The organism is Serratia nevei, from assembly GCF_024160145.1.
In the GTDB taxonomy this organism is placed as follows: Bacteria; Pseudomonadota; Gammaproteobacteria; order Enterobacterales; family Enterobacteriaceae; genus Serratia; species Serratia nevei_A.
Map to the genome: position 1 here is coordinate 132,107 of NZ_JAMYWQ010000006.1, position 22,488 is coordinate 154,594.

The following is a 22,488-nucleotide window of genomic DNA, read 5'->3' on the forward strand; positions in this document are numbered from 1 at the left end:
TACAGTATTCTGGCCTGAGGAAGCCGGGTTGGCAAGAGGGGGGCGCAATTTTCCATGATACGTTTTGCTTGCGCAGCGGAGCCTGCCGCTGAATCATTCTTTACCACCTGGCCGGTGGCCTGCATTTTGCCCGCTCACTTCGCGCGTGAATCTTCCAAGGGCGTGACTATCCCTGCCGCGGGTATTTTTCTCCCGTACAACTTAGTACGTAAGGCGGTGGCGCCGGGCTGGGTGCTTCCTGGTGTTGGAGGCCCGACGCCACCTTTCTGGTCGCCGCTCTTGGCATAATATCGATCAACGCAGGTATTCGCCGGAACTCAGCGCTGCGGGCGCTGACGCAGCTTCTTCGCGTTCTGACAGAGAAAAAATCCCGGGTGTTGGGCAATAGTCGCTCTACGAGCGCTGAATAAAGCATTCAACTCATTTTGTTTAGAATTATTGAATCGGGATAGCGTTTGCTCTCCTGGTTGAGCTTCTGTGCGTTAAATTGCTGCGGGGTTAATGATTCGCATTTTGGGTTTCTCCCGCGTCAGCGATGGCGCGAATGTGATGAAGATGTCCCGCGTGTTGTAAAGCGCCTCTGATGTTTGATGAACGGGCATACGAGTTAGCCTGAGCAGATAGCGTTTTTATAAGTAATTTAAATCATTTCAATGGTAACCAGTAACGTTCGTCGGGCGCGGTGCTTTACAATAAAATCATTTTATTACAATGGCTTTTTTGTCTTCTCCTTATGCCAAACGCCCCGTGCCATTGTCATAACCACCCTGAAAGTGGTTTAATGCTTCCGATTAACTTTAATGACGCTAAAGTATAGGTTTAAAACATTATAATGCAACCAAACAACATTAAAATATCAGAAGAAAATGGTATGTCATTGAAAATGATAGGTGAAAACCTCACTTACCTTATGCGCATGCACGGGATTGACGCCGGTCGGTTGAGCAGCGAAACAGGGATAGGCATTGCCACGATCAATAATCTGAGAAAAGGCGTAGGGAATCCCACGATCGCCACGCTTGCATCCATTGGTGAATTTTTCAGCGTAAAAGTAGGGGAGTTGACTGACAAGGATTTAAGCGTCACGGGAGAGGGCAATCACAATGTGAGATCGCTCCCGCTCATTAGCTACAGCGATGTAGAGCGTTTTCTGGCCAACGCGATAAAAACGGCTGATACCTATACGACAGAAGTTGATGACATGACGGACGATTCGCTGTTTGTGGTCGAGATAACGAATAATTCACTGTCGCCTGAATTAGACCGTGGAACGTATTGTGTGATCTCCCTCAAGGAGCCATTTTGCGATGGCGATATCGTCCTGGTTAAGCTGAAAAATTACCCAATATGCTTAAGACGAGTTTTTGTTTCTGACGACGACTTGTTGTTTACAAACATCTCATTAGATTCAGACAGCAGCGTGAAGTCCTATAGCGATTATGCGATCGTCGGTGTTTTATTGAAAACGATAAAGAGGCTGAAATAAATGGATTTATTTAAAATAATGAGAAAGTTAAGAAAGATATACTCTCCCAGTTACCTGTACACGTTAGATCGTAGTGTGATCCGAACGGCGGAGGGATATTGGCTTTTCAAAGAGTTTGGCACCCATACTTTCGTGAAAAAAAACTGGGGGCAACTTGTTGAGGGCGACTTTCTAAGGCACGTTAACCCGAAAGACATTGCTTTCATTGCCGAAACCGAGTCTAGAATAAAAATCGCCTCGGCCAAACTGTCGATTCATGAAGAGAAACGGAACTGTATGTGGACGTTGAAAAACGACGTTGACTCGATATCAATATCAGGGGCGGATTTTCTAAGGGATCGCGATCTTGTCGACAAAACCGAGTCTTTGGATGCGACAAAAATCGCCTTTTATGCCGGCGTAAAGGAAGGCAGAGCACTCTCTGCCTCATTGAAAAATGCCAAGAAAAGCGACAGGTCTAAAAAAACAATACTGACTCTGATTAAATAAACCAGGGTTCGACGTGAATATGCTCATCGAAGGTAATCACGCTGAAAGCCGTGTTGTCTATGCTGCTGACATCGCTTGTGCCGTTTTTCCATTGCGAACAAATCGCCGGGGAAACAGAGATTAAAGTTTCCCCCAGCTTTCTTTGGAATAACGTATGCGCATGGCCTGAACCGATAAACTTAACGTTTAATCGTTGGCAGAGGCTCAAAAACTCCTCGGCATTGCTTAACATACAGCTATCAACAATGGGGGTGCCTACAGGAATAGGGTGATGGTGCAAGAAGACAGCGATCTTTTTATTGCCACTCGAGACTATGGCCTTTTCAAGCGTTTCGAGCGAATGCGTCGAGACCCTGCCGAAATCTTCATTATCAACCACCGAGTCGATGCTGAGCATGCGCCATTCGTCATCTTCAAACGAATTTATATCGTAGCTGCCACCCTGTTTGCGAGCCGCATCGTCCAGGTTCTTTTTGTTGTCGTGGTTGCCTGGGAACAAATAGAAAGGTAATGAAGCGCGGTTCATTATCTTAAAGAAGCGCTCATAAGAGGGGATATCGCCATCATGAGAGATATCACCCGTCACAATGATTAAGTCGGCATTGATGTTATCGGCATTGGCGTTAATGAAGTCGATGGCCCTGTCGAAATTAGCAAGATGCTTCGAAGCCAGCGCGCTTTCATTAGGCATAATATGTATATCACTAATCTGAATTACTTTCATGCTATACCCTGTTATATTATTTAAATGGATTGTATGAGGTGCCCCAATCATAGTGATCGGTGTTTTCTATCTTCTTCACCCACTCGACCAAGGCGATAGCGAGCGGCAGCAATACGATGGAGACGACAACTTTATAAGACCAGGTTGTGCTTATGATGTTAACCAGTTCCATGAAGGTATATTTTCCTGAAAGACTGATCGGATAGGCTGTCAGCAACAGGGCGGCCTGTGTAGACATGGAGCCAACAATATATCGGATAAAGAAGTATTTGCCGGAGAAGATAATCTTCATCTTTGAAATAATAAAGCCATTGACGAAGTAAGCGACCGGAACGGACACCCAAGTGCCGATCATGACTCGCCAGAATTCGTGGTACAAAGAATAATAGTGTGTGGCGATATCGTTGTTTTCTGGCTGAATAATAGCTGAGAGATTAAGTATTATGACATATAAACTTTGGCAGAAGACCATAATCCATATTGCTCTCACCGACAATTTATAGCCGTAAACCTCAGTCAGCAATGTCGATATCAAGAAACACAGGGAGAAGACAATGCCGCTGGCCGTTATTTTAAAGCCATAGATATCAAAGACCTTATAAACCAACGTGTCGCAGGTGATCATAATGGTCACCGTCAGGCCAACAAAAAGGCCATAGAGCTTGAGATTTCCTTGCATTTTTATTCCTTATTTAGTCGGTGTTATATTCGTTATCCATACTTATTTAAAGCGTAAACCAGGCGGCCAGATAGTGGCGTAATGATGCACGAGCCATGTCGTATGGCGATCATTTCTCTTCAACCAAGACGACGCCTCTCCTTTCCCTCACCGGGTTCCTGAAGGCGAAAGCGCTACGCTGGGTTTGCTGAAGAATGCTGATGGCCCGTTTGTTGGGAAAAGGTGACTTTACCGTAATCCATTAATATTGCTAATGAATATATTACCTGGTTCGCGCTGTGTCAATCAGGGAAAGAGGAATACGGGACGTTAGCTTGATGAGGGCTTTAAGCGTTCACTCCCGGGGCGTGGGCGGCAGAGCCTGCAGTTGAATCACCAGTTCGGCGAGGCCGGCGGCCTGCATTTTTCCATGACTTTCGCCCGGTGAACCTCCACGGTGCGCAGCGCGATATTCAGCCGCTCCGCCATTTCCCGATTCATCATGTCTCGCACCACCAGCTGCGCGATGTCGCGTTCTTTCGGCGTGAGCGTGCGGTAGCGCCGACCCGTTCAGTTCTCCGGCGGTGCAACCGGTGAATCCGGCCGCGCTGAACCCGGCGGACGTGATGCCCGGTGCGGCGGTGCGCCAGGGCGGCGCTCGTCAAACTTTCCGCGTAAACGGCAGACGAAAAAAAACCTGCTGTAACAGCAGGTTTTCTTGAATTTGGTCGGCATGAGAGGATTATGCGCATCTTCGATGCTTGCCCTGCGGGCCGTTGCTAAAGCAACGTGGTCTCACTGCGTTCGGCTCAAACCTCCTTCGGAGATTCTCATCCTCTCAGTGTGCAGACGAAAAAAAACCTGCTGTAACAGCAGGTTTTCTTGAATTTGGTCGGCATGAGAGGATTCGAACCTCCGACCCCCGACACCCCATGACGGTGCGCTACCAGGCTGCGCTACATGCCGACGCTATGAAAAATCATACTACCGATTCCCGATGTTAATGCAAGCGTCTCGCCACTTGATTGCTTTAGTTTTAAGCAGTTAGTTGGCGATAAAGCGTTTTACATCGGTCAGCACCTGTAACAGCAGAGCAAGCTGCGGTTTCTCGTCTTTTATTTCATCGCCGTTCTGATCGTAAACGCGATAGTTGCCGCTGTTGTCCAACATCAGCGTCTGCGTCGGCGTGGTGATCACCAGCTGGTTGTTGTCACCGGTGGCGATCCAGTTGTTGCGGCGCTGGGCGGTGAACAGGTCTTCGCCCTGCGAATAGTCTTTCGGCGCGGTCTTCACGTGCAGCAGCCGTTGCATCAAGGTGCGCATCACGTCGTTATGGCCGGTCAGCTTGTTGATGGTCTGCGCCGGGGTGCCCGGCCAGTGGATCACCAATGGCACCTGCAGCTGCGCCTGGTTGAAGCCGGTACCGGCGCCCCATTGGCCTTTGCCGCTGTCGTTGAACTCGACGCCGTGCTCGGCGGTGATCACCACCACGGTTTTATCCAGCAGGCCGCGCTGTTTCAGGGTATCCAGCACCTGGGCTATCTGGGCGTCCACGTCTTGCGCGCCGGTACGATAGCGCCGGATAAAGTCGGCCGGCGCCGGGGTTTGGGCACCTTCGGCCGGCTCGGCGCCGCTGAAGTTGATATAGGAGAACCACGGCTCTTTGTCGCCCTGATCCGTCAGCCAACGCCGCCATTGCTGCGTGGTTTGCGCGTCGCTTTGCGGCGCCGGCGTCGGCGTCGGCAACGAGAAGTCGGTCAACAGGGCCTGCCGGTACAGGCTGGCGTTGAAGCCGTCGGAGGAGAACAGCCCCAGCTGGTAGCCTTGATCGCCGAGCGCGTTGATCAGCGCCGACGGCTTGCGGCCGGCGAGCACGCTGTCCAGATAGGTCGGGGAAATGCCGTAGAACAGACCGAACAGCCCGGTATCGGCATGGTTGCCCGAGCTATAGTGATCGCTGAAACGCACGTTTTCCTGAGCGAAGCGCGTCAGCGCCGGCATGTCCTGCGCCACGTCTTTGGCACGAATGCCGTCTACCACGATCATCAGCAGGTTATAGCCGCTGCCTTTATCGCCGTAGCTGAGATCGCTGAGCGGATATTCCACCGCCACCGCTTCCGGATTGCCCTGTTGCACCAGGCGGCGCTCATACTCTTGCTGATCGAGCAGGCCGTGTTTTTCGAGGAACTTGCGCGCGGTCATCGGGTACGAGAGCGGCAGGTTGGCCCGCTGCATGGTGATCGGGCGATAGAAGTTGGCGTCGGCCCAGATATAAATCAGGTGCGAAGCGAAGAAGGCGCTGATAAACAGCGCCGCCAGCGGTTTGCCGAAACGGCGGCGGTTCAGGCTGCGCAGCTTCTGCCAGCTCCAGGTGCCAAACAGCATTTCCACCAGGAAGATCACCGGCACGCAGATAAACATCAGCTGCCAGTCGCGCGAAAGCTCGCTTTGGTCCGGGTTGACCACCAGATCCCACACCACCGGATTGAGGTGCAGGTGGAAATGGGAGAACACTTCGCTGTCGACCAGCAACAGCGTGAGCCCGGCGGTGGCCAGCGCGGCGGAAATAAATCGCAGCAGCCGCTGCGACATCACCACGAAGGTGAGCGGGAAGATCACCAGCAAATAGCCGGCGAACACGATAAAGCTGAAATGCCCCAGCAGGCTGACCAGGGCATAGACCCGGCCCAGCAGGGAAGCGGGCCAGTCGGTGACAAACAGGTAGCGGCTGCCCAACCCAAGGGCGAGCAGAATGTTGAATAAGGCGAACCAGTGCCCCCAGCTGATCATCTGGGAGACTTTTTCACGATAACGCTGACGGTTTGTCACCATAAGTCAATATTAATGCGCTTTATCTTCACGGACAGAAGCCTGCAGGGCTTCCGCGAACGATCTCGCCAGGGTTTTCCGCTGCGCGGGGGCAACGCTGGTGTTGATCAAATTAGTGACCATGTTGCCCAGCACCATCAGGGAAAGATCGGTGGGGGTATGGTGTTTTTCCAGAACATTGACCAGCTCTGAGAGCAGTTGTTCAACGTGTTCGTCACTGTAACGGGATGATTGTGGCATAAAATTGCGCTTAGTAATCTGCAAAGTGCCCTATCTTACCGTATAGGACAGTGATTTTCCGCTCTTTTATCACTTCCTGTCATTTGGGAAATTGTGCGCCCGCGCTGGGGCGGCCCCTCGCTGCGCCTTTCCGGTTTGCCGCGGTTTTTGGGTATTGCAGGGCGGGGCCTTCAGTGTTTGAATACGCGCCTAAAGAACAGGAGGATTTACCATGAGTCTGGATATCGACCAGATCGCTCTGCACCAGTTGGTGAAACGCGACGAGCAAACGCTGGACGTGGTGCTGCGCGATTCCCTGCTTCCTGCCAACGCGGCGGTGGAAGAAATGATGGCGGAGCTGCATCGCGTTTACAGCGCCAAGAGCAAGGCCTTAGGCCTGTTCAACGAAGGCAGCGAACTGGCGGAAGCGCTGCGCACCTGCCGCAAGGACGATAAAGACTTTCTGGCCTTCAGCCGTGCGGCGACCGGCCGCCTGCGCGATGAACTGGCGAAGTACCCGTTCGCCGAAGGCGGCGTGGTGCTGTTCGGCCAATACCGCTATCTGGCGGTGGAGTACCTGCTGATCGCGGTACTGAACAGCCGTAACAGCATGCGTGTCAACGAAGAGCTGGATATCAACACTACGCACTATCTGGACATCAACAACGCCGATATCGTCGCGCGCATCGATCTGACCGAATGGGAAACCAACCCGGAGTCCACCCGCTATCTGACCTTCCTGCGCGGGCGCGTGGGCCGCAAGGTCGCCGACTTCTTCATGGATTTCCTGGCGGCGTCCGAAGGGTTGAACACCAAGGCGCAAAACCGCGGGCTGCTGCAGGCGGTAGACGATTACTGCGCCGATGCGCAGCTGGACAAGAACGAGCGCCAGTCGGTGCGCCAGCAGGTGTACAGCTACTGCAATGAACAGCTGCAGGCGGGTGAAGAGATTGAACTGCAGGCGCTGTCGCAGGAGCTGTCGCCGGTCGGCGAGAAAGACTTCATGCAGTTCTCCAGCGAGCAAGGATATGAGCTGGAAGAGAGCTTCCCGGCGGATCGCGGCACGCTGCGCCAGCTGACCAAATTTGCCGGCAGCGGCGGTGGCATCAGCCTGAACTTCGACGCCATGCTGCTTGGCGAGCGCATTTTCTGGGATGCGGCCACCGACACGCTGACCATCAGAGGCACGCCGCCGAACCTGCGCGATCAGCTGCAGCGCCGGACCGGCAGCGGCAAGTAGGCTTGCCGAATCGCAGACAATAAAAAACGCCGCAATTGCGGCGTTTTTTACTTCGGCGTCCCGAAAGGTTCGAAAACGTAGCGATTAAACGCGAACGAAGTCGATGTGAGCCAGTTTTGGCTTGAACGGGTGACGCTGTACAGCCTGAACCTTAACTTTGGTTTCTTTACCGTCGATAACCAGAGTTACTGCTTCGCTGTAGAATTCTGGTTTAGCTTCCATGTTCTTCACAGAATCATGGTCCAATTCGATGGAAACTGCAGCTTCTTTGCCACCGTAAACGATAGCTGGGAATTTGTTTGCTGCACGCAGGCGGCGGCTCGCACCTTTACCCTGGTCTTTACGTACTTCTACATTGATAGTGAACATTGTTTTTTCTCTTAAAAGAAAATTTACCCTGCTACAGGCGACCCAAGTAGCAAGTTCGGAAACCCGCTTTAACGCTGGGCAGGCCCAGGTAAAGCGCGCGGCATTTTAACGGAAAGCCGCCCACAGGGCAACGAAAACCTGCCCAGATTGGGGACAGTTCGCTCAGGCCAATTGATTGGCGCGGCGGAAACGGCCTTGATAATCGAACACTTTCTCGCGCACCTGCCAAAACTGCCCGCGTTTGCGCGCCACCACAAAATCCGGATGGCGCAGCGCCTGCTGTTGCGCCAGCACGTCGGCGGCGCTGTGCCAGGCGAACGGCACGCCCGGCGCGCGCTGATGCGGGCGCAGGAACAGCATCTCGAAGGCTTTGCGCTGCGCCGGCGTCTGCAGGCGGAAACGCTCGCTGGTGCTGGTGCCGTCCTCGTCGTAATAGGTGGCCTTCAGCCATTCACCCTTGTCGTCGCGGCCGCTCTGCAGCTCCATGCCGCCGCAGCGCAGCACCAGCGCATCTTTCAGCTTCAGCGCCGCCTTCAGCATGTCGTCGGGATCGACCAGCACTTCCTGGCACTGATGGCAGCGGCGCGCGGCGATGTCGTTCTCCGCGCCGCAGTGCGGGCAGCTCTTGAACCGGAAGCGGTAATCACACTGTTCGCGATGGCCATCGTCGTCCTCCAGCCAGCCCTGACAGCGGCGGCCGTAGTGCTCGATGATGTCGCCGTTTTCGGTGCATTTGCCCCAGAACAGGTTGGCGAAGCCGCAGGCCGGGCAGAACACCTGCACCGGTTGGCTGTCGCCGTGCGGCTTGCTGACGCCGACCTCCGGCGTAAACAGGTCGTGTGGGTTGCCGGCGTAGTCGAGGATCAGACAATCCTCCTTGCCGGGCGCCAACCGCAGCCCACGGCCGACGATCTGCTGATACAGGCTGACGGACTCGGTCGGGCGCAGGATAGCGATCAGATCGACGTGCGGCGCGTCGAAGCCGGTGGTCAATACCGCGACGTTGACCAGATAGCGCAACTGCTGCTGTTTGAACGCGTCGATCAGCGCATCGCGCTCGGCGGGCGGCGTTTCGGCGCTGACCAGCGCGGCCTCGCCGTTCGGCAGCAGGCCGTGGATCTCGCGGGCGTGCTCGACGGTAGCGGCGAAGATCATCACCCCCTTGCGGTCTTCGGCGTACTCCACGATCTGGCTGATGATGTGCGGCGTGACGCGGTTTTGCCGCTTCAGCTCGCGGTTCAGATCCGCTTCGCTGAACAGGCCGTTGCTTCTGGCTTCCAGCCGGCTGAAGTCATATTGCACGATCGGCATGTCCAGCCGCTCCGGCGGCACCAGGAAGCCGTGTTTAATCATGTAGCGCAGCGGCAGCTCGTAGATGCAGTCGCGAAACAGGCTGGCGCCGTCGCCGCGGGTGAAACCGTGGTAGTGATACTGGTAAATCCAGCCCTTGCCCAGCCGATAGGGGGTGGCGGTCAGCCCCAGCAACCGTAGCTGCGGGTTGGTTTTTTGCAAATGTTGGATGATTTGCTGGTACTGGCTGTCGTCGTCGTCGCTGATGCGGTGGCATTCATCGACGATCAGCAGCGAAAAGGCGCCGTCGAACAGCGGCAGGTTGCGCGCCACCGATTGCACGCTGCCGAACACCACCTTACCGGCGCTCTCTTTCTGCTGCAGGCCGGCGGCGAAGATGTCCGCCTCCAGACCGTAGGCGCAGTATTTGGCGTGGTTTTGCGCCACCAGTTCCTTGACGTGCGCCAACACCAGCACCCGCCCGCGGGCGCGCTTCGCCAGCTCGGCGATCACCAGGCTTTTGCCGGCGCCGGTCGGCAGCACGATCAGCGCCGGCTCGGGATGCCGCCGGAAATGATTGATGGTGGCTTCGACCGCTTCCAGTTGGTAGGGGCGTAGGGTAAAGGCCATAAATGAACGCCGTGGGTTGGGATGGGCCGCCGGGAAGCGGTTTTGTCACCGCTGTTTCCACAGAAACCGTGACATTCTACTCCCCGGACAGCCGAAAAATTTCTGTTATTATGCCTTCTGAGCGCGCGCGGTGCGAGGAGCGTGAAAATTACCCCTGTCGGGCAACGCGTTGTACCGCTATACTCGTGTGACAGCAATCGCTGTTCCCCCACGCGATTTCCCCCCTGAACCTGCTATTTGCACCTGGTGCAACGGCGGGCGTCATATTTTGGCAATACGATCAATGCGATCATAACAACGACAGGCAAAGCAGATCCCATGCGATTGGACAAGTTTTTATCTCAGCAGTTAGGCATCAGCCGCGCGCTGGTCGCGCGTGAACTTCGGGCTAAACGCGTCACCGTGGACGGTGAGGTAGTGAAGAGCGGGGCAATCAAACTGACCCCGGAGCAAGAAGTGGCGTTCGACGGCAATCCGCTGCAGCAGCAGAACGGCCCGCGCTATTTCATGCTCAACAAACCGCAGGGCTACGTCTGCTCCACCGACGATCCCGATCATCCGACGGTGCTGTATTTTCTCGATGAGCCGGTCGCCTACAAGCTGCACGCCGCCGGGCGGCTGGATATCGACACCACCGGGCTGGTGTTGATGACCGACGACGGCCAGTGGTCGCACCGCGTCACGTCGCCGCGCCACCACTGCGAGAAAACCTATCTGGTGACGTTGGAGCACCCGTTGGCGGAAGACACCGCGCAGCGTTTCGCCGCAGGGGTGCAACTGCACAACGAGAAAGACCTGACTCGGCCGGCGACGCTGGAGCAGGTTGACGAGCACGTGGTGCGCCTGACCCTCAGCGAAGGGCGCTACCACCAGGTGAAGCGGATGTTCGCGGCCGTCGGCAACCGGGTGATCGAGTTGCACCGCGAGCGCATCGGCGCCATCGTGCTGGATGACGATCTGGCGCCGGGCGAATACCGCCCGCTGACCGAAGAAGAGATCGCCAGCGTGGGTGCGCCGCACCTGCAGGACTGATAACCGATCATTGATTGCGGCCGTTTAAGGAGTCGTGGAACGTGCAACAGAACCGAACCTCTCATCTCGGTTTGATTTTCATTCTGGGCCTGCTGTCCATGCTGATGCCGCTGGCCATCGACATGTATCTGCCGAGTATGCCGGTGATCGCCGCTCAGTTCGGCGTCGAGTCCGGCAGCGTGCAGATGACGCTCAGCGCCTATATGCTCGGCTTTGCCTTCGGGCAGCTGTTCTATGGGCCGATGTCGGACAGTATCGGCCGCAAGCCGGTGATCCTGTGGGGAACGCTGATCTTCGCCATCGCCGGCTGCGCCTGCGCCATGGCGCAGTCGATCGATCAGCTGATCGGGCTGCGCTTCTTGCACGGCCTGGCGGCCGCCGCCGCCAGCGTGGTAATCAACGCCCTGATGCGCGATATGTTCACCAAGGACGAGTTCTCGCGCATGATGTCGTTCGTCATTCTGGTGATGACCATCGCGCCGCTGCTGGCGCCGATAATCGGTGGTGCGCTGTTGCTGTGGTTCAGCTGGCACGCCATCTTCTGGACCATGGGCGCCGCGGCGCTGATCGGTTCACTGCTGGTGGCCCTGTTCATCAAGGAGACGCTGCCGAAAGAGCGGCGACAGCGGTTCCACCTGCGCACCACGCTGGGCAACTTCGGTTCGCTGTTCCGCCACAAGCGGGTGCTGAGCTACATGCTGGCCAGCGCCTTCTCGTTCGCCGGCATGTTCTCGTTCCTCAGCGCCGGGCCGTTCGTCTACATCGAATTGAACCACGTTTCGCCGCAGTACTTCGGCTACTACTTTGCGCTGAACATCGTCTTCCTGTTCCTGACGACGTTGCTCAACAGCCGCAACGTGCGGCGGGTCGGCGCGGTCAAGATGTTCAAGCTGGGGTTGCTGGTGCAGCTGGGGATGGGGCTGTGGCTGCTGACGGTGAGCGCCGTCGGGCTGGGCTTCTGGGCGCTGGTGCTCGGCGTTGCGGTTTATCTCGGCTGCATCGCGATGATCTCCTCCAACGCCATGGCGGTGATCCTGGATGATTTCCCGCATATGGCGGGCACCGCTTCCTCTCTGGCCGGCACGCTGCGTTTCAGCATCGGCGCGCTGGTGGGGGCGGTGCTGTCGATGGCGCCGGGCAAAAGCGCCTGGCCCATGGTCACCTCGATGGCGCTGTGCAGCATCGTGGCGGTGCTGTTCTATCTGTACGCCAGCCGGCCGCGCGATCGCGCGGCCTGATGTTCTCCCGATGCGGGGCGTATTGCCCCGCATCGTCACGGTGTTACCGCCCTGCCATTTCACGGTGCAACCGGCAATGGAAAATTTGTTGCTAAATATACGCGTGCTAATCAATAGGGCGTTTTCCCGCCTGTGTGCTTTTTGTTAAAAAATCCCGCCGCCGCGCCGCCCGATATCCCTCGGTAAGCGCGGCGTTCTGCCGGCTGGCCGGCGCGGGGAGTTTGCCTTAGGGTTGATGTAAATCAAGGTATTAACGGGGGAGGAGGCGCTAACGTGGCGGGTGAAATGTTTCTTCAATGTAAAAATATGGCGACGAAAAAGTAGTCGCATTGCAAGAAAAAAGAGTTGAGATCGCTGCGGGAAAGGGTTACATATAACGCAAAAATGCGAGCTGAGTCGCAAAATGCCGTGAAATAACACCGCACGGCACGCCAAAAAATGGCACGGCATCGGCAAGCACGGGGTCTGGTTAATGGCTTGCGGCAAAATTTACATTTAAATAACATTTGTGCGCGGCAGAGTCGGGAGTCAACGGCTATAACTTAGTAACCCTGTCAGGTAAAAGTGTTTCACCTTTTCAAACTAGGGATTTCATGTGGAGAGTATCCAACTTTCGGTAGTGCATCGCTTGCCGCAAAGTTATCGTTGGCTATCCGGTTTCACCGGCGTGAAGGTAGAACCGATTCCGTTTAACGGAATAGCCGAAGATAACAACCTGATCGGGCTGAAGTTACTCAGCCATGAAGGGGCCGAGGCCTGGCAGGTGATGCAACAGCTCAATCTGTCGCTGCAGGAGATTCAGGTCGATTGCGCGATCGTCGAATGGGAAGGGGAACCTTGCCTGTTCGTGCAGCGCAGCGACGAGAGCGCGACCATGTGCCGCCTGAAAAACGTCGGCGCCGCGATCGCCGAACCGCTCAGCGCACAATACCCCTTCTGAATTCGCCGCTAATCCGCCAACTGCAGCAGTTGACGGGTATAGTCGGCGGCGGGCGCCGCGAAAATCGCCCGGCACTCTCCCTGTTCAACCACTTCCCCCTGGCGCAACACGATGACCTGGTGGCATAGCGAGCGCACCACCTGCAGGTCGTGGCTGATGAACAGATAAGCCAGCCGATGGCGTTGCTGCAGCGATTTCAGCAGCGTCAGGATCTGCGCCTGCACCGATTTATCCAGCGAAGAAGTCGGCTCGTCGAGGATCAGCAGCTGTGGCTGCAGGATCAGCGCGCGCGCGATGGCGATGCGCTGGCGCTGGCCGCCGGAAAACTCGGTGGGATAGCGGTGGCGCAGCTGCGGATCCAGGCCGACTTCCTGCAATACGTCAATCACGCGCTGTTCCCGCTGCTCTGCGCTAAGCCGCTGGTGCACTTCCAGCCCTTCGGCGATGATTTGCTGCACGTTCAGGCGCGGGTTCAGGGCGGAGTAGGGATCCTGGAAGACGATTTGCATCCGGCTGCGGTAGGGCAGCATCTGCTTCATCGTGAGCGGGTGCAGCGGTTCGCCGTCGAACCAGATGGCGCCCTGTGAGGCCAACAGGCGCAGCAGCGCCAGCCCGGTGGTGCTTTTACCCGAGCCTGATTCCCCCACCAGCCCCACGCTTTCCCCGGCTCGCAGCTCGAAACTCAATGATTTCAAGGCATAGTGATAATCCACCGTGCGGCGCAGCAGGCCGCGGCGGATGGGGAAGCGCACCTGCAGATTTTCCACCTTGAGCAGCGGCCGCTCGTCGCCACGGCGCCCGTTGGCCGCGGCAGGCAGCGGCAGCGGTTCACCGACGTCCTCGGCGGCCAGCAGCTGCTGCGTGTAAGGATGCTGCGGCCGGCTGAACAGCTGCGCACGGCCGTTTTGCTCCACGCAGCGCCCCTGACGCATTACCGCTACGTTGTCCGCCAGGCGGCGCACGATATTCAGGTTATGGGTGATGAACAACAGCCCCATGCCCATCTCCTGCTTTAGCTCTTGCAGCAGCGTCAGGATCTGCGCCTGGATAGTGACGTCGAGCGCGGTGGTAGGCTCGTCGGCGATCAGCAGTTTCGGGCGAGTCAGCACCGCCATGGCGATCATCACCCGCTGGCGTTCGCCGCCGGACAGCTGATGCGGGTAATCCTGCAGCCGGCTTTTGGCCTGGCGGATACCGACGCGCTCCAGGCACTCGACGATCTCTGCGCGCGCGGCTTCACGCCGCAGGCCGCGGTGCAGCATCAGCACTTCCGCGAGCTGTTTTTCGATGGTGTGCAGCGGGTTGAGCGACACCATCGGTTCCTGAAAGATCATCGCGATCTGATTGCCGCGCACCTTGCGCAGCGCCGCTTCCGGCGCATGTAACAACGAGTCGCCGTTGAACAGGATATCGCCGGCAGGGTAAACCACCGGCGGCGCGGGCAGCAGGCGCAGTATCGACAGGGCGGTGACGCTTTTGCCGGAGCCGGATTCCCCCACCAGCGCCAGCGTTTCCGCCGGCGCGATTTGCAGCGAGAGTTCGTTGACCACCGGCGTGACGCTGTCGCCCTGGCGGAAGGCGATGCTGAGATCCTGAATAGCGAGCAAAGGAGTGGTCATATCAATGCGCCTTGCTGGGGTCAAAGGCGTCGCGCACCGCTTCGCCGATAAAGATTAATAACGACAGCAGCACCGCCAAGACCAGGAAGGCGGTGATGCCGAGCCACGGCGCCTGCAGATTGTTTTTGCCTTGCAGCAGCAGTTCGCCGAGCGACGGCGAGCCTATCGGCAGGCCGAAACCGAGGAAATCGAGCGACGTCAGGGTGGTGATCGAGCCGCAGAGGATAAACGGCAGGAAGGTCAGCGTCGCCACCATGGCGTTGGGCAGCATATGGCGGGACATGATGGCGCGATCCGGCACGCCCATGGCGCGCGCGGCGCGAATGTAGTCAAAATTGCGGGTGCGCAGAAACTCGGCGCGCACCACGCCCACCAGGCTCATCCAGCCGAACAGGATGGTGATGCCGAGCAGCCACCAGAAATTGGGCTGGACGATGCTCGACAGCAGAATGATCAGAAACAGCGTCGGCATGCCCGACCACACTTCGATAAAGCGCTGCCCCCACAGATCGAAACGCCCGCCGTAATACCCCTGGGTCGCGCCGACGCACACGCCGATCAGGCTGGAAAACAGCGTCAACGCCAGGCCGAACAGCATCGAAATGCGAAAACCGTACAGCACACGAGCGAGCACGTCGCCGCCGTTGCTGTCGGTGCCCAGCAGGTTGTGACGCGAAGGCGGCGAGGGGAAGGGCACCTCGGTGGCGAAATTGATGGTGTCGTAGCTGAAGCGGATCGGTGCCCAGATCGCCCAGCCGTGCCGTTCAATCTGCCGCTGCACGAACGGATCCTGATAGTCGGCTTCGGTGTTCAGCTCGCCGCCGAAGGCGGTTTCGCTGTAGCTAATCATAAACGGCAGGTACAGCCGGCCTTCATAGCGCACCATTAGCGGTTTGTCGTTGGCGATCAGATCGGCGGCCAGGCTCAGGGTGAACAGCACCAAAAAGATCCACAACGACCAGTAGCCGCGGCGGTTGCGGCGAAAACGCGCCCAGCGCGCCTGGTTGATCGGGCTAAGGCGGCTCATTGGCGGGCCTCGAAGTCAATGCGCGGATCGACCAGGGTGTAGGTGATATCGCTGAGGATATTCAACAGCAGGCCGATCAGGGTGAAGATATACAGCGTGCCGAACATCACCGGGTAGTCGCGCTGCAGCGTGGCGTCGTAGCCCAGCAGCCCCAGGCCGTTGAGCGAGAACATCACCTCAATCAGCAGCGAGCCGGTGAAGAACATGCTGATAAAGGTGGCCGGAAAACCGGCGATCACCAGCAGCATGGCGTTGCGGAACACGTGGCGATAGAGGATCTTTTTTTCGTCCAGCCCCTTGGCGCGGGCGGTGGTGACGTACTGCTTGCGGATCTCGTCGAGGAACGAGTTCTTGGTCAGCATGGTCAGGGTGGCGAAGCCGCCGATCACCGTCGCCAGCACCGGCAGGGTGATGTGCCACAGGTAGTCGGCGATCTTCGCCGGCCACGAGAGGGTGTCGAAGTTGCTGGACACCAGGCCGCGCAGCGGGAACCAGTCGAGGTAGCTGCCGCCGGCGAACAGTACGATCATCAGGATGGCGAACAGGAAAGCCGGAATGGCGTAGCCGATGATGATCAGCGTGCTGCTCCAGGTATCGAACGCGCTGCCGTTGTGGACGGCCTTGCGGATGCCGAGCGGGATCGACACCAGGTAGATGATCAGCGTGCTCCAAAGGCCCAGCGTGATGGAGACCGGCAGACTCTGGCCAATCAGCTGCATCACCGAAGCGCCGCGAAACAGGCTGTCGCCGAAGTCGAAGCGCATATAGTTCCACAGCATGGTGAAGTAGCGCTCGTGCAGCGGTTTGTCGAAGCCGTAACGTTGGGTGATCTCGGCGATCACCTCCGGATCCAGGCCGCGCGAACCGCGGTACTGCCCTTCGGTGGCGGCGGGAACGCCGGCGCGAACATGGCCCAGGCCTTCGCCCACGCCGCCGCTGCCAAAACCGCTGCCGTGCCCCAGCTCAATGGCGGCGATGGCCTGATCGACCGGGCCGCCGGGCGCAATTTGCACGATAAAAAAGTTGATGGTGATGATCGCCCACAGCGTGGGGATCACCAGTAACAGTCTGCGTATCAGATAGGCCGCCATTCCGACTCCTTATTGCCGTTGAGCCGGTAAACGCGCCGCCTTGTTGACGTCGTACCACCAGTTATCGAAGCCGATCGCATAGGCCGGGCGGATCGGCGGCGTGGAGAATTTGTCCCAATAGGCGTAGCGATCGTGGTTGGAGTACCACATCGGCAGCATGTAGTGGTTCCAGGTCAGCACCCGGTCCAGCGCGCGGCCGAGTGGCAACAGGGCTTTTTCGTCGCCCTGATGGGCGGCGATTTGCCTGACCAGGCTATCGACCGCCGGATCTTTGACGCCGGGGGTGTTGTAGCTGGAGTTGACGTACTCCGAATCCCAAATGATCTGCAGGTTGGCGGTGGGGAACGGCATCGCCATGTAAACCGTCGGCATCATATCGAAATCGCGTTCGCGCAGGCGACGGGTGTACTGCGAGGCGTCAACTTCGCGAATTTGCATCTCGATGCCCAGCCGCTGCAGGTTGTGGCGGAACGGCAATACGTACTGGAAGTTGCTGCCGCTCAGCAGCATCAGCTCGAAGGTGAACGGCTGGCCGGTTTTGGCGTTGACCAGCTTTTGATTTTTGACCACCCACCCGGCTTCTTTCAGCAATTGGGTCGCCTTCAGCAGGTTTTGTCGATCGCTGCCGCTGCCGTCGGAGGAGGGCGGTTGATAGATGCGGGTGAACACCTGCGGTGGCACCTGGCCTTTGAGCGGCGCCAGCAAGGCCAGTTCGGCGGCGTCCGGGTAGCTGCGGGCGGCATAGGCGGTATTTTGGAAATAGCTGTCGGCGCGCTGATAGGCGTTGTAATACAGCGCCTTGTTCATCCAGTTAAAGTCGAAAGCCAGGCCGATCGCTTCCCGCACGCGCGGATCGGCAAACAGCGGTTTTTGGATGTTGAACGCCAGCCAACGGGTATTCTGCGCCGCCTGGTTGGTCTCGTCCTGCTTGATGATGTAGTTGCGCGCGAAGTTGCCGCCCTGATATTGGGTGGCCCAGCTCTTGGGCGACGGCTCGACGCGGAAATCGTAGGCGCCGGCCTTGAAGGCTTCCAGCGCCACTTTATCGTCCAGATAATAATCGTAGCGGATGCTGTCGAAGTTGTAGCGGCCGCGGTTCACCGGCAGGTTGGCGGCCCAGTAGTCGCGCACGCGCTGGTAGGTGATGTACTGGCCGAGGCGGTAATCGCCGATTTTATACGGGCCGCTGGCGAGCGGCGGCGTGTTGAGTGGTTCATTGAGCTTATGCGCTTGCCAAAAAGCAGCCGGGAGGATCGGCAGACTGCCGAAGAGTGACAGCATCGCCTCTTTGTTCGGCTGCGGGAACTCCATGCGCACCGTCAAACGCGAGATGGCCTTGACCGTGACGCCTTTATAATAAGAGCGAAACTGCGGCACGCCCTCGGTCATGAATTTGTTGAAAGTGAAGGCCACGTCGGCGGCGGTGATCGGGGTGCCGTCCTGGAAGCGAGCGCGGGCGTTGATATCCACTTCGACCCACCGCAGATCGCTGGGATAACGGGCCGATTCGGCAATCAGCGGATAAAAGCTGCCGGGTTCGTCGTCGGATGTCGCGAACAGGGTATCGTAAAGTTGGTCGGTACGCTCGCCGGGCACACCGCGGGTGGCGAAGCGGTTGAAGTTGTCGTAGGTGCCGATGGCCGCCAGCCGCACGTCGCCGCCCTTGGGTGCCGCCGGGTTGACGTAGTCGAAATGGCTGAAGTCGGTGGCGTATTTCGGTTCACCGAGAAGGGCGAAAGCGTAGCTTTCGTTGAGGGCTTCGGCCTGTGAGCCGAAGCTCAGTGCCGAGAGCACCAGAGCAGCGAAAATGCGCACGGACATCAGACGGTAAGCTCCTGCTGTGGAATAAGGTACAACCTGCGCCCAGCATACCATTCTTCGGGCGGGCGCAGGGTAAAGATGCTTAAAGATTGGCTATTTTTTTTCCTGATAATCAAAGACCTGATGAATATTGCAGTAAGCGACGAACTTGTCGATGCTCAGCGGCTTGCTGAAGTAGTAACCCTGCATGAAATTGACGCCGTGTTCTTGCAGGAACTGCATCTGCTCGGCGGTCTCCACGCCTTCGGCCACCGTTAGCATTTTCAGCTTTTTCGCCAGCGAAATCACCGCATCCAGCACCGGCGCGGTGACCGTGTCCTGGCCGATGGTGTTGACGAAACCACGGTCGATCTTGAGGTAATCCATGGTGAAACGCTCAAGATAGATCAAAGCGCTGTGGCCGGTGCCGAAATCGTCCACTGCGATCTCGATGCCCTGTTTATGCAGCCAGTCGAACTCTGCCAGCGCGCTCTCTTCTTCTACCATGCCGCGTTCGGTGATCTCGAACACCAGCGTAAAGTAATCGCCCGGCAGCTGTGCCAACAGTTCGTACACGTCCTGGTGGAACGACGGTGCGCTGAGGTGGGCGGGGGAGATGTTGAGGCCGACTTTGCCTCCCTGCGGCAGCGCTTTGGCAAGCTGCGGCGCATCTTCGGCGATCAGTTTGAACAGATGGCGGGTGAGCGGCACGATCAGCCCGTTGCTCTCGGCGTAGGGGATAAAGACATCGGGCGGGATGCGCCCCTCGATCGGGTGCTGCCAGCGGATCAGCGCTTCCAGCCCGCCGATGCTGTTGCTGTCGGTGTGGAATACCGGCTGGTATTCGATAAAGAACTCGTTGCGCTTGATGCCGCGCAGCAGCGCGCGTTCCGGGCTTTGCCGCAGCAGCAGCATGTAATAACAGAGTACGCCGATCATCAATGACAGCACCAGGCTGCCCAGCAGCGTCAGGCGAATGTCGTTGGGCGTCAGCTTCTCGTTGTAGAACATGATGGTCAGCGGCAGATTGGGCAGCGTCAGCTTATCCGCCTTGCCTTTCGGCAGCTGATTGACCGGCATCAGATTCGGGCTGAAGGTGGACAGCGCGCGGTTGCCCATTACGATGGCGATGCCCGGCGCCTGTTCGTCATGCGAGGTGAACAACAGGTACGGCATCAAATTGATGTCCAGCGTGGCGAGAATGCCGGTGGCCTGTTCGCTCGGGTGTCGCAGCCAAACCGCGACCGCCGGCTTGTCCGGCACGATCGGCGTGCCCTGCTGCAGCTTCAGGTCCAGGGGCAGATTCACGTCGATGTCCTGATAGAGATTTTGCATCGGTAACATCATGTCGCCGGTGGCGGAGGAACAGTAGGCGTAGCCGTCTTTCACCAGCAGGAAGGTGCGCACGCCGCTGGTAAAGGCCGCCTGGTAGGTAATGTCCGACTGGCTGGAGAGGCACGGTTTGTCCAGCAGCGGCATCATTTGCTGCATCACGGCCGTCAGGTGCGAGATATAACCCAGCGTGAACTTTTGCGTACGCGCTTCGACTTTATGTTGATATTGCGTGCGCTGGTGGTTGATCAAAGAAAGCGTGATGGCGGTGAATAGCGTAAAAAATACCAAAGCGGCGACGCCGCTTTTAGCCAGGCTGCGTTGTCGGTGCGACACGCTGCGCGCGAAAGCCCGTTTCAAGCCCATAACCGAGTCCTCTGCCACCGGGTGTCAGGGGTGTCGCGCAGCCACTCAATGCATTGTGCCAACGGCTTTTTTTTCATTTTGCCTTTTTATCCTGTACTCAACCGGCGGCGCTGTTTAAACGCGAAGCGGCGCCGACAGAAATATATTGCGCATGTTTTAAGCGGTAACGTTTTAAATAATACCGGAGCCGTTGCCGTCATCTGACGATAATAGGCGAGTTTTTCCTCTTCGGCGCGCTTTCCTGCCAACAGTTTATCAAAATAATAGCGGGCGGCGACGTTGAACGGGGAAAGGGATGATAATGCCGGGTGAGTCCCGGTTATTCATCTGTGTTCGACAGCCAAAAAAAACGCCGCCCGTAGGCGGCGCTTATCGCTCGTTTGGTCTTCAGGAACTTCAGGGCAGTGCGCCGTCAGCCGTTGGTCAGCACCCGGCGCGCTTCTCGATAACGCTTGTCCCAGTAGTTATCGGTCAGCTTGGAAATCATGACACCATTGCTGGTGGAGGCGTGAACGAATTGATCGTTGCCCAAATAGATGCCGACATGGCGCCCGGTAGAACCGGCGCGGAACAGCACCAAATCGCCGGCGCGCAGCTTGGTGCGCTGGATTTTCTTGCCGAGATCTTCCTGTTCGTAGGTTGAGCGCGGTAAATCCATGCCGAACTGTTCGCGGAAGGTGCGCTGGACAAACGCCGAGCAATCGATGCCGCGCTTGGTGTCACCGCCTAAACGGTAACGAACCCCTTTCCAGTCCGCGTACTGATCCATAATCTTTGACTTGACGTCAACGTTGCGGACCATCGCTTCGAATTCATCCTGAGAGGCTTGCAGTAAAAGACCGTCTTTGTCATTAACTGCACGCATCTCAGTTTGTGCGTTACTCAAGTTCGAAGTGTGAGTCGAGCTGCACGCTGAGAGCATAACCGCAGCGGCAATTGCAGGGATTACCCGCAAAACATATCTCAGAAACGGTTGAGATTTGACCATTGTTGTTGTTTTCCCTTGAAGTCCTTAACGACAAAAGTCGCTACCTGAAAAATGCCAAACGGAACGAGCCTAATCCGCACCTGTTGCATCGACAATCAGTTACCGTTGAAAACGTGCAGGAACGCACATTTTTATCGGATTCCATACTGATTCGACTTAAACCAGGCACAAACGCATCTGAGATTACCGGAACAAATAGGGGATTGCGAGTCTTTTTCCCGTCTTTTTTATATGAATTTGTGATGTAACATAATGTAAATCTTCATATAAAAAGCGCCAATTGTCCGATGTATGAATCTGGCGTGAAATCAGGTTGCAAAAGCGTTAACGGACGGCGGAGAAATTTCGCGTGCGGCGAGGGGGCGTGGCCGGGAGGCGGGCGCCTCCCGGCATGAGTCATAGATGTAGATTATGGTTGGCCGGGGCGGTGCTTGCCGGGCAACAGGCGATTCAACCGATCGACAATCCAGTCGCTGCAAGGCGTCATCAACACCCAGCTGGCGCCAACCAGCACCACGGACAGCGAGCCGACGGCGATATCGGTAAACCAGTGGGCGCCAATCATCACGCGCGGCAATGAGAAGACCAGCGTAATCAGCAGGGCGACGGCGAAGGCGCCGCGGCCGAAATAGCGCAGCATAAAGCAGGAAAAAATAATCAGCATCATGCCGTGGTCGCCGGGGAAGCTGTCGCCGGAGGCGTCCTTGGTGGGGATGCCGGTCAACTCGCTGACGCGATTGATATTGTCAAAGGTCAGGGTGGGGCTCGGATGTTTTACCGGCAGCAGGTGGCCAAGCTGATTCAGCACCACGGCGGTCAGTAGCATCACCACGCCGGTGATCACCAGACGACGGCGGCCGGCGGCGTCCTGTTTCAGGTAGAAGTACAAATACAGCAGGCCCATGGCCAGCAGCGAAATCACGTCGAACGCGCGGTTATTGGTGATGGCAACCAGATGCAAAAAGGCCGGGTCGGTGGCCAGATGGTGGTTAAAGAAGAAGAAAATCGCCGAGTCCAGGGTAAACCAGCCGCCGTGATTGGCCGGCAGGAACCAGGACAGAAACAGCGCAACGCCCAGTAAGTTGAAGATGAGAATGAGGGGTAAATTGCGGCGTGTCATG

At 57.2% G+C, this 22,488-nt stretch carries 19 protein-coding genes, 1 tRNA gene, 1 other RNA gene and 1 pseudogene; 6 read left to right on the plus strand and 16 right to left on the minus strand.

The features are described 5' to 3' along the window. Positions 1 to 832: 832 nt before the first annotated feature. Complete coding sequence (locus M6G53_RS06965; protein WP_253330036.1) at positions 833 to 1,486, plus strand: XRE family transcriptional regulator; 654 nt, start codon at positions 833 to 835, stop codon at positions 1,484 to 1,486. Further along, on the plus strand, positions 1,487 to 1,975 hold the full coding sequence (locus M6G53_RS06970; protein ID WP_253330038.1) for an ATP synthase subunit B family protein: 489 nt from the start codon (positions 1,487 to 1,489) through the stop codon (positions 1,973 to 1,975). On the opposite strand, the gene M6G53_RS06975 is transcribed toward M6G53_RS06970, so the two are convergent. The 7 genes and pseudogenes from M6G53_RS06975 to M6G53_RS07005 all read right to left on the minus strand — a co-directional run bounded on the left by M6G53_RS06975 (position 1,968) and on the right by M6G53_RS07005 (position 6,426). Further along, positions 1,968 to 2,699, minus strand: a complete 732-nt coding sequence (locus M6G53_RS06975; protein WP_253330040.1) for a metallophosphoesterase family protein — start codon at positions 2,697 to 2,699, stop codon at positions 1,968 to 1,970. The two genes, M6G53_RS06970 and M6G53_RS06975, sit on opposite strands and share 8 nt — an antisense overlap. 16 nt (positions 2,700 to 2,715) lie before the next feature. Then, complete coding sequence (locus M6G53_RS06980; protein WP_253330042.1) at positions 2,716 to 3,378, minus strand: VUT family protein; 663 nt, start codon at positions 3,376 to 3,378, stop codon at positions 2,716 to 2,718. 334 nt (positions 3,379 to 3,712) lie between these two features. Next, positions 3,713 to 3,915, minus strand: a pseudogene (locus M6G53_RS06985) (LuxR C-terminal-related transcriptional regulator); the annotation flags it as partial. A gap of 167 nt (positions 3,916 to 4,082) precedes the next feature. Further along, positions 4,083 to 4,212, minus strand: a non-coding RNA gene (locus tag M6G53_RS06990) — RtT sRNA. Positions 4,213 to 4,246: 34 nt separating this feature from the next. After that, a tRNA-Pro gene (locus tag M6G53_RS06995) sits at positions 4,247 to 4,323 on the minus strand. Between the two features lie 78 nt (positions 4,324 to 4,401). Then, the gene (yejM, locus tag M6G53_RS07000; protein WP_253330044.1) at positions 4,402 to 6,189 is read right to left on the minus strand and encodes an LPS biosynthesis-modulating metalloenzyme YejM; all 1,788 of its coding nucleotides are present in this window, start codon (positions 6,187 to 6,189) and stop codon (positions 4,402 to 4,404) included. Positions 6,190 to 6,198: 9 nt separating this feature from the next. Next, positions 6,199 to 6,426: a YejL family protein gene (locus M6G53_RS07005; RefSeq protein WP_004935782.1), complete on the minus strand. Its 228-nt coding sequence runs from the start codon at positions 6,424 to 6,426 to the stop codon at positions 6,199 to 6,201. Positions 6,427 to 6,637: 211 nt separating this feature from the next. Here M6G53_RS07005 and yejK point away from each other — a divergent pair, with 211 nt between their 5' ends. Further along, a complete protein-coding gene (gene yejK / locus M6G53_RS07010) occupies positions 6,638 to 7,645 on the plus strand; it encodes a nucleoid-associated protein YejK (protein WP_253330046.1) in 1,008 nt (335 codons plus the stop codon). An 84-nt stretch (positions 7,646 to 7,729) separates the two neighbouring features. Here yejK and rplY read toward each other — a convergent pair whose 3' ends face one another. Further along, positions 7,730 to 8,014 carry a 50S ribosomal protein L25 gene (gene rplY, locus M6G53_RS07015; RefSeq protein ID WP_019453645.1) on the minus strand — a complete coding sequence of 95 codons (285 nt, stop codon included), beginning with the start codon at positions 8,012 to 8,014 and terminating at the stop codon, positions 7,730 to 7,732. Between the two features lie 162 nt (positions 8,015 to 8,176). Then, the gene (gene radD / locus M6G53_RS07020; RefSeq protein ID WP_253330048.1) at positions 8,177 to 9,934 is read right to left on the minus strand and encodes a DNA repair helicase RadD; all 1,758 of its coding nucleotides are present in this window, start codon (positions 9,932 to 9,934) and stop codon (positions 8,177 to 8,179) included. Positions 9,935 to 10,252: 318 nt separating this feature from the next. Between radD and rsuA the strand changes: the two genes are divergently transcribed. The 3 genes from rsuA (at position 10,253) to M6G53_RS07035 (ending at position 13,144) form a co-directional block, all read left to right on the plus strand. Next, positions 10,253 to 10,966: a 16S rRNA pseudouridine(516) synthase RsuA gene (gene rsuA, locus M6G53_RS07025; RefSeq protein WP_253330050.1), complete on the plus strand. Its 714-nt coding sequence runs from the start codon at positions 10,253 to 10,255 to the stop codon at positions 10,964 to 10,966. A gap of 41 nt (positions 10,967 to 11,007) precedes the next feature. Then, positions 11,008 to 12,204, plus strand: a complete 1,197-nt coding sequence (locus tag M6G53_RS07030; RefSeq protein ID WP_366519485.1) for a Bcr/CflA family multidrug efflux MFS transporter — start codon at positions 11,008 to 11,010, stop codon at positions 12,202 to 12,204. A gap of 595 nt (positions 12,205 to 12,799) precedes the next feature. After that, complete coding sequence (locus M6G53_RS07035) at positions 12,800 to 13,144, plus strand: YejG family protein (RefSeq protein WP_253330051.1); 345 nt, start codon at positions 12,800 to 12,802, stop codon at positions 13,142 to 13,144. 8 nt (positions 13,145 to 13,152) lie between these two features. On the opposite strand, the gene yejF is transcribed toward M6G53_RS07035, so the two are convergent. The 7 genes from yejF to M6G53_RS07070 all read right to left on the minus strand — a co-directional run bounded on the left by yejF (position 13,153) and on the right by M6G53_RS07070 (position 22,487). Next, complete coding sequence (yejF, locus tag M6G53_RS07040) at positions 13,153 to 14,763, minus strand: microcin C ABC transporter ATP-binding protein YejF (protein WP_253330053.1); 1,611 nt, start codon at positions 14,761 to 14,763, stop codon at positions 13,153 to 13,155. Between the two features lies 1 nt (position 14,764). Next, positions 14,765 to 15,790 (minus strand): ABC transporter permease, encoded by a 1,026-nt coding sequence (locus tag M6G53_RS07045; protein WP_253330055.1) that lies wholly within the window; start codon positions 15,788 to 15,790, stop codon positions 14,765 to 14,767. Further along, on the minus strand, positions 15,787 to 16,881 hold the full coding sequence (locus tag M6G53_RS07050; protein WP_253330057.1) for a microcin C ABC transporter permease YejB: 1,095 nt from the start codon (positions 16,879 to 16,881) through the stop codon (positions 15,787 to 15,789). The genes M6G53_RS07045 and M6G53_RS07050 overlap by 4 nt, the downstream gene beginning before the upstream one ends. 9 nt (positions 16,882 to 16,890) lie before the next feature. Continuing rightward, positions 16,891 to 18,702, minus strand: coding sequence for an extracellular solute-binding protein (locus tag M6G53_RS07055; RefSeq protein ID WP_253330059.1), 1,812 nt, complete (start codon positions 18,700 to 18,702; stop codon positions 16,891 to 16,893). A 93-nt stretch (positions 18,703 to 18,795) separates the two neighbouring features. Then, positions 18,796 to 20,379: a cyclic di-GMP phosphodiesterase gene (locus M6G53_RS07060; protein ID WP_253330060.1), complete on the minus strand. Its 1,584-nt coding sequence runs from the start codon at positions 20,377 to 20,379 to the stop codon at positions 18,796 to 18,798. A 412-nt stretch (positions 20,380 to 20,791) separates the two neighbouring features. Further along, positions 20,792 to 21,367, minus strand: coding sequence for a bifunctional murein DD-endopeptidase/murein LD-carboxypeptidase (gene mepS, locus M6G53_RS07065; protein WP_253330067.1), 576 nt, complete (start codon positions 21,365 to 21,367; stop codon positions 20,792 to 20,794). Between the two features lie 409 nt (positions 21,368 to 21,776). Further along, complete coding sequence (locus M6G53_RS07070) at positions 21,777 to 22,487, minus strand: phosphatase PAP2 family protein (protein WP_253330077.1); 711 nt, start codon at positions 22,485 to 22,487, stop codon at positions 21,777 to 21,779. Position 22,488: the final 1 nt, after the last annotated feature.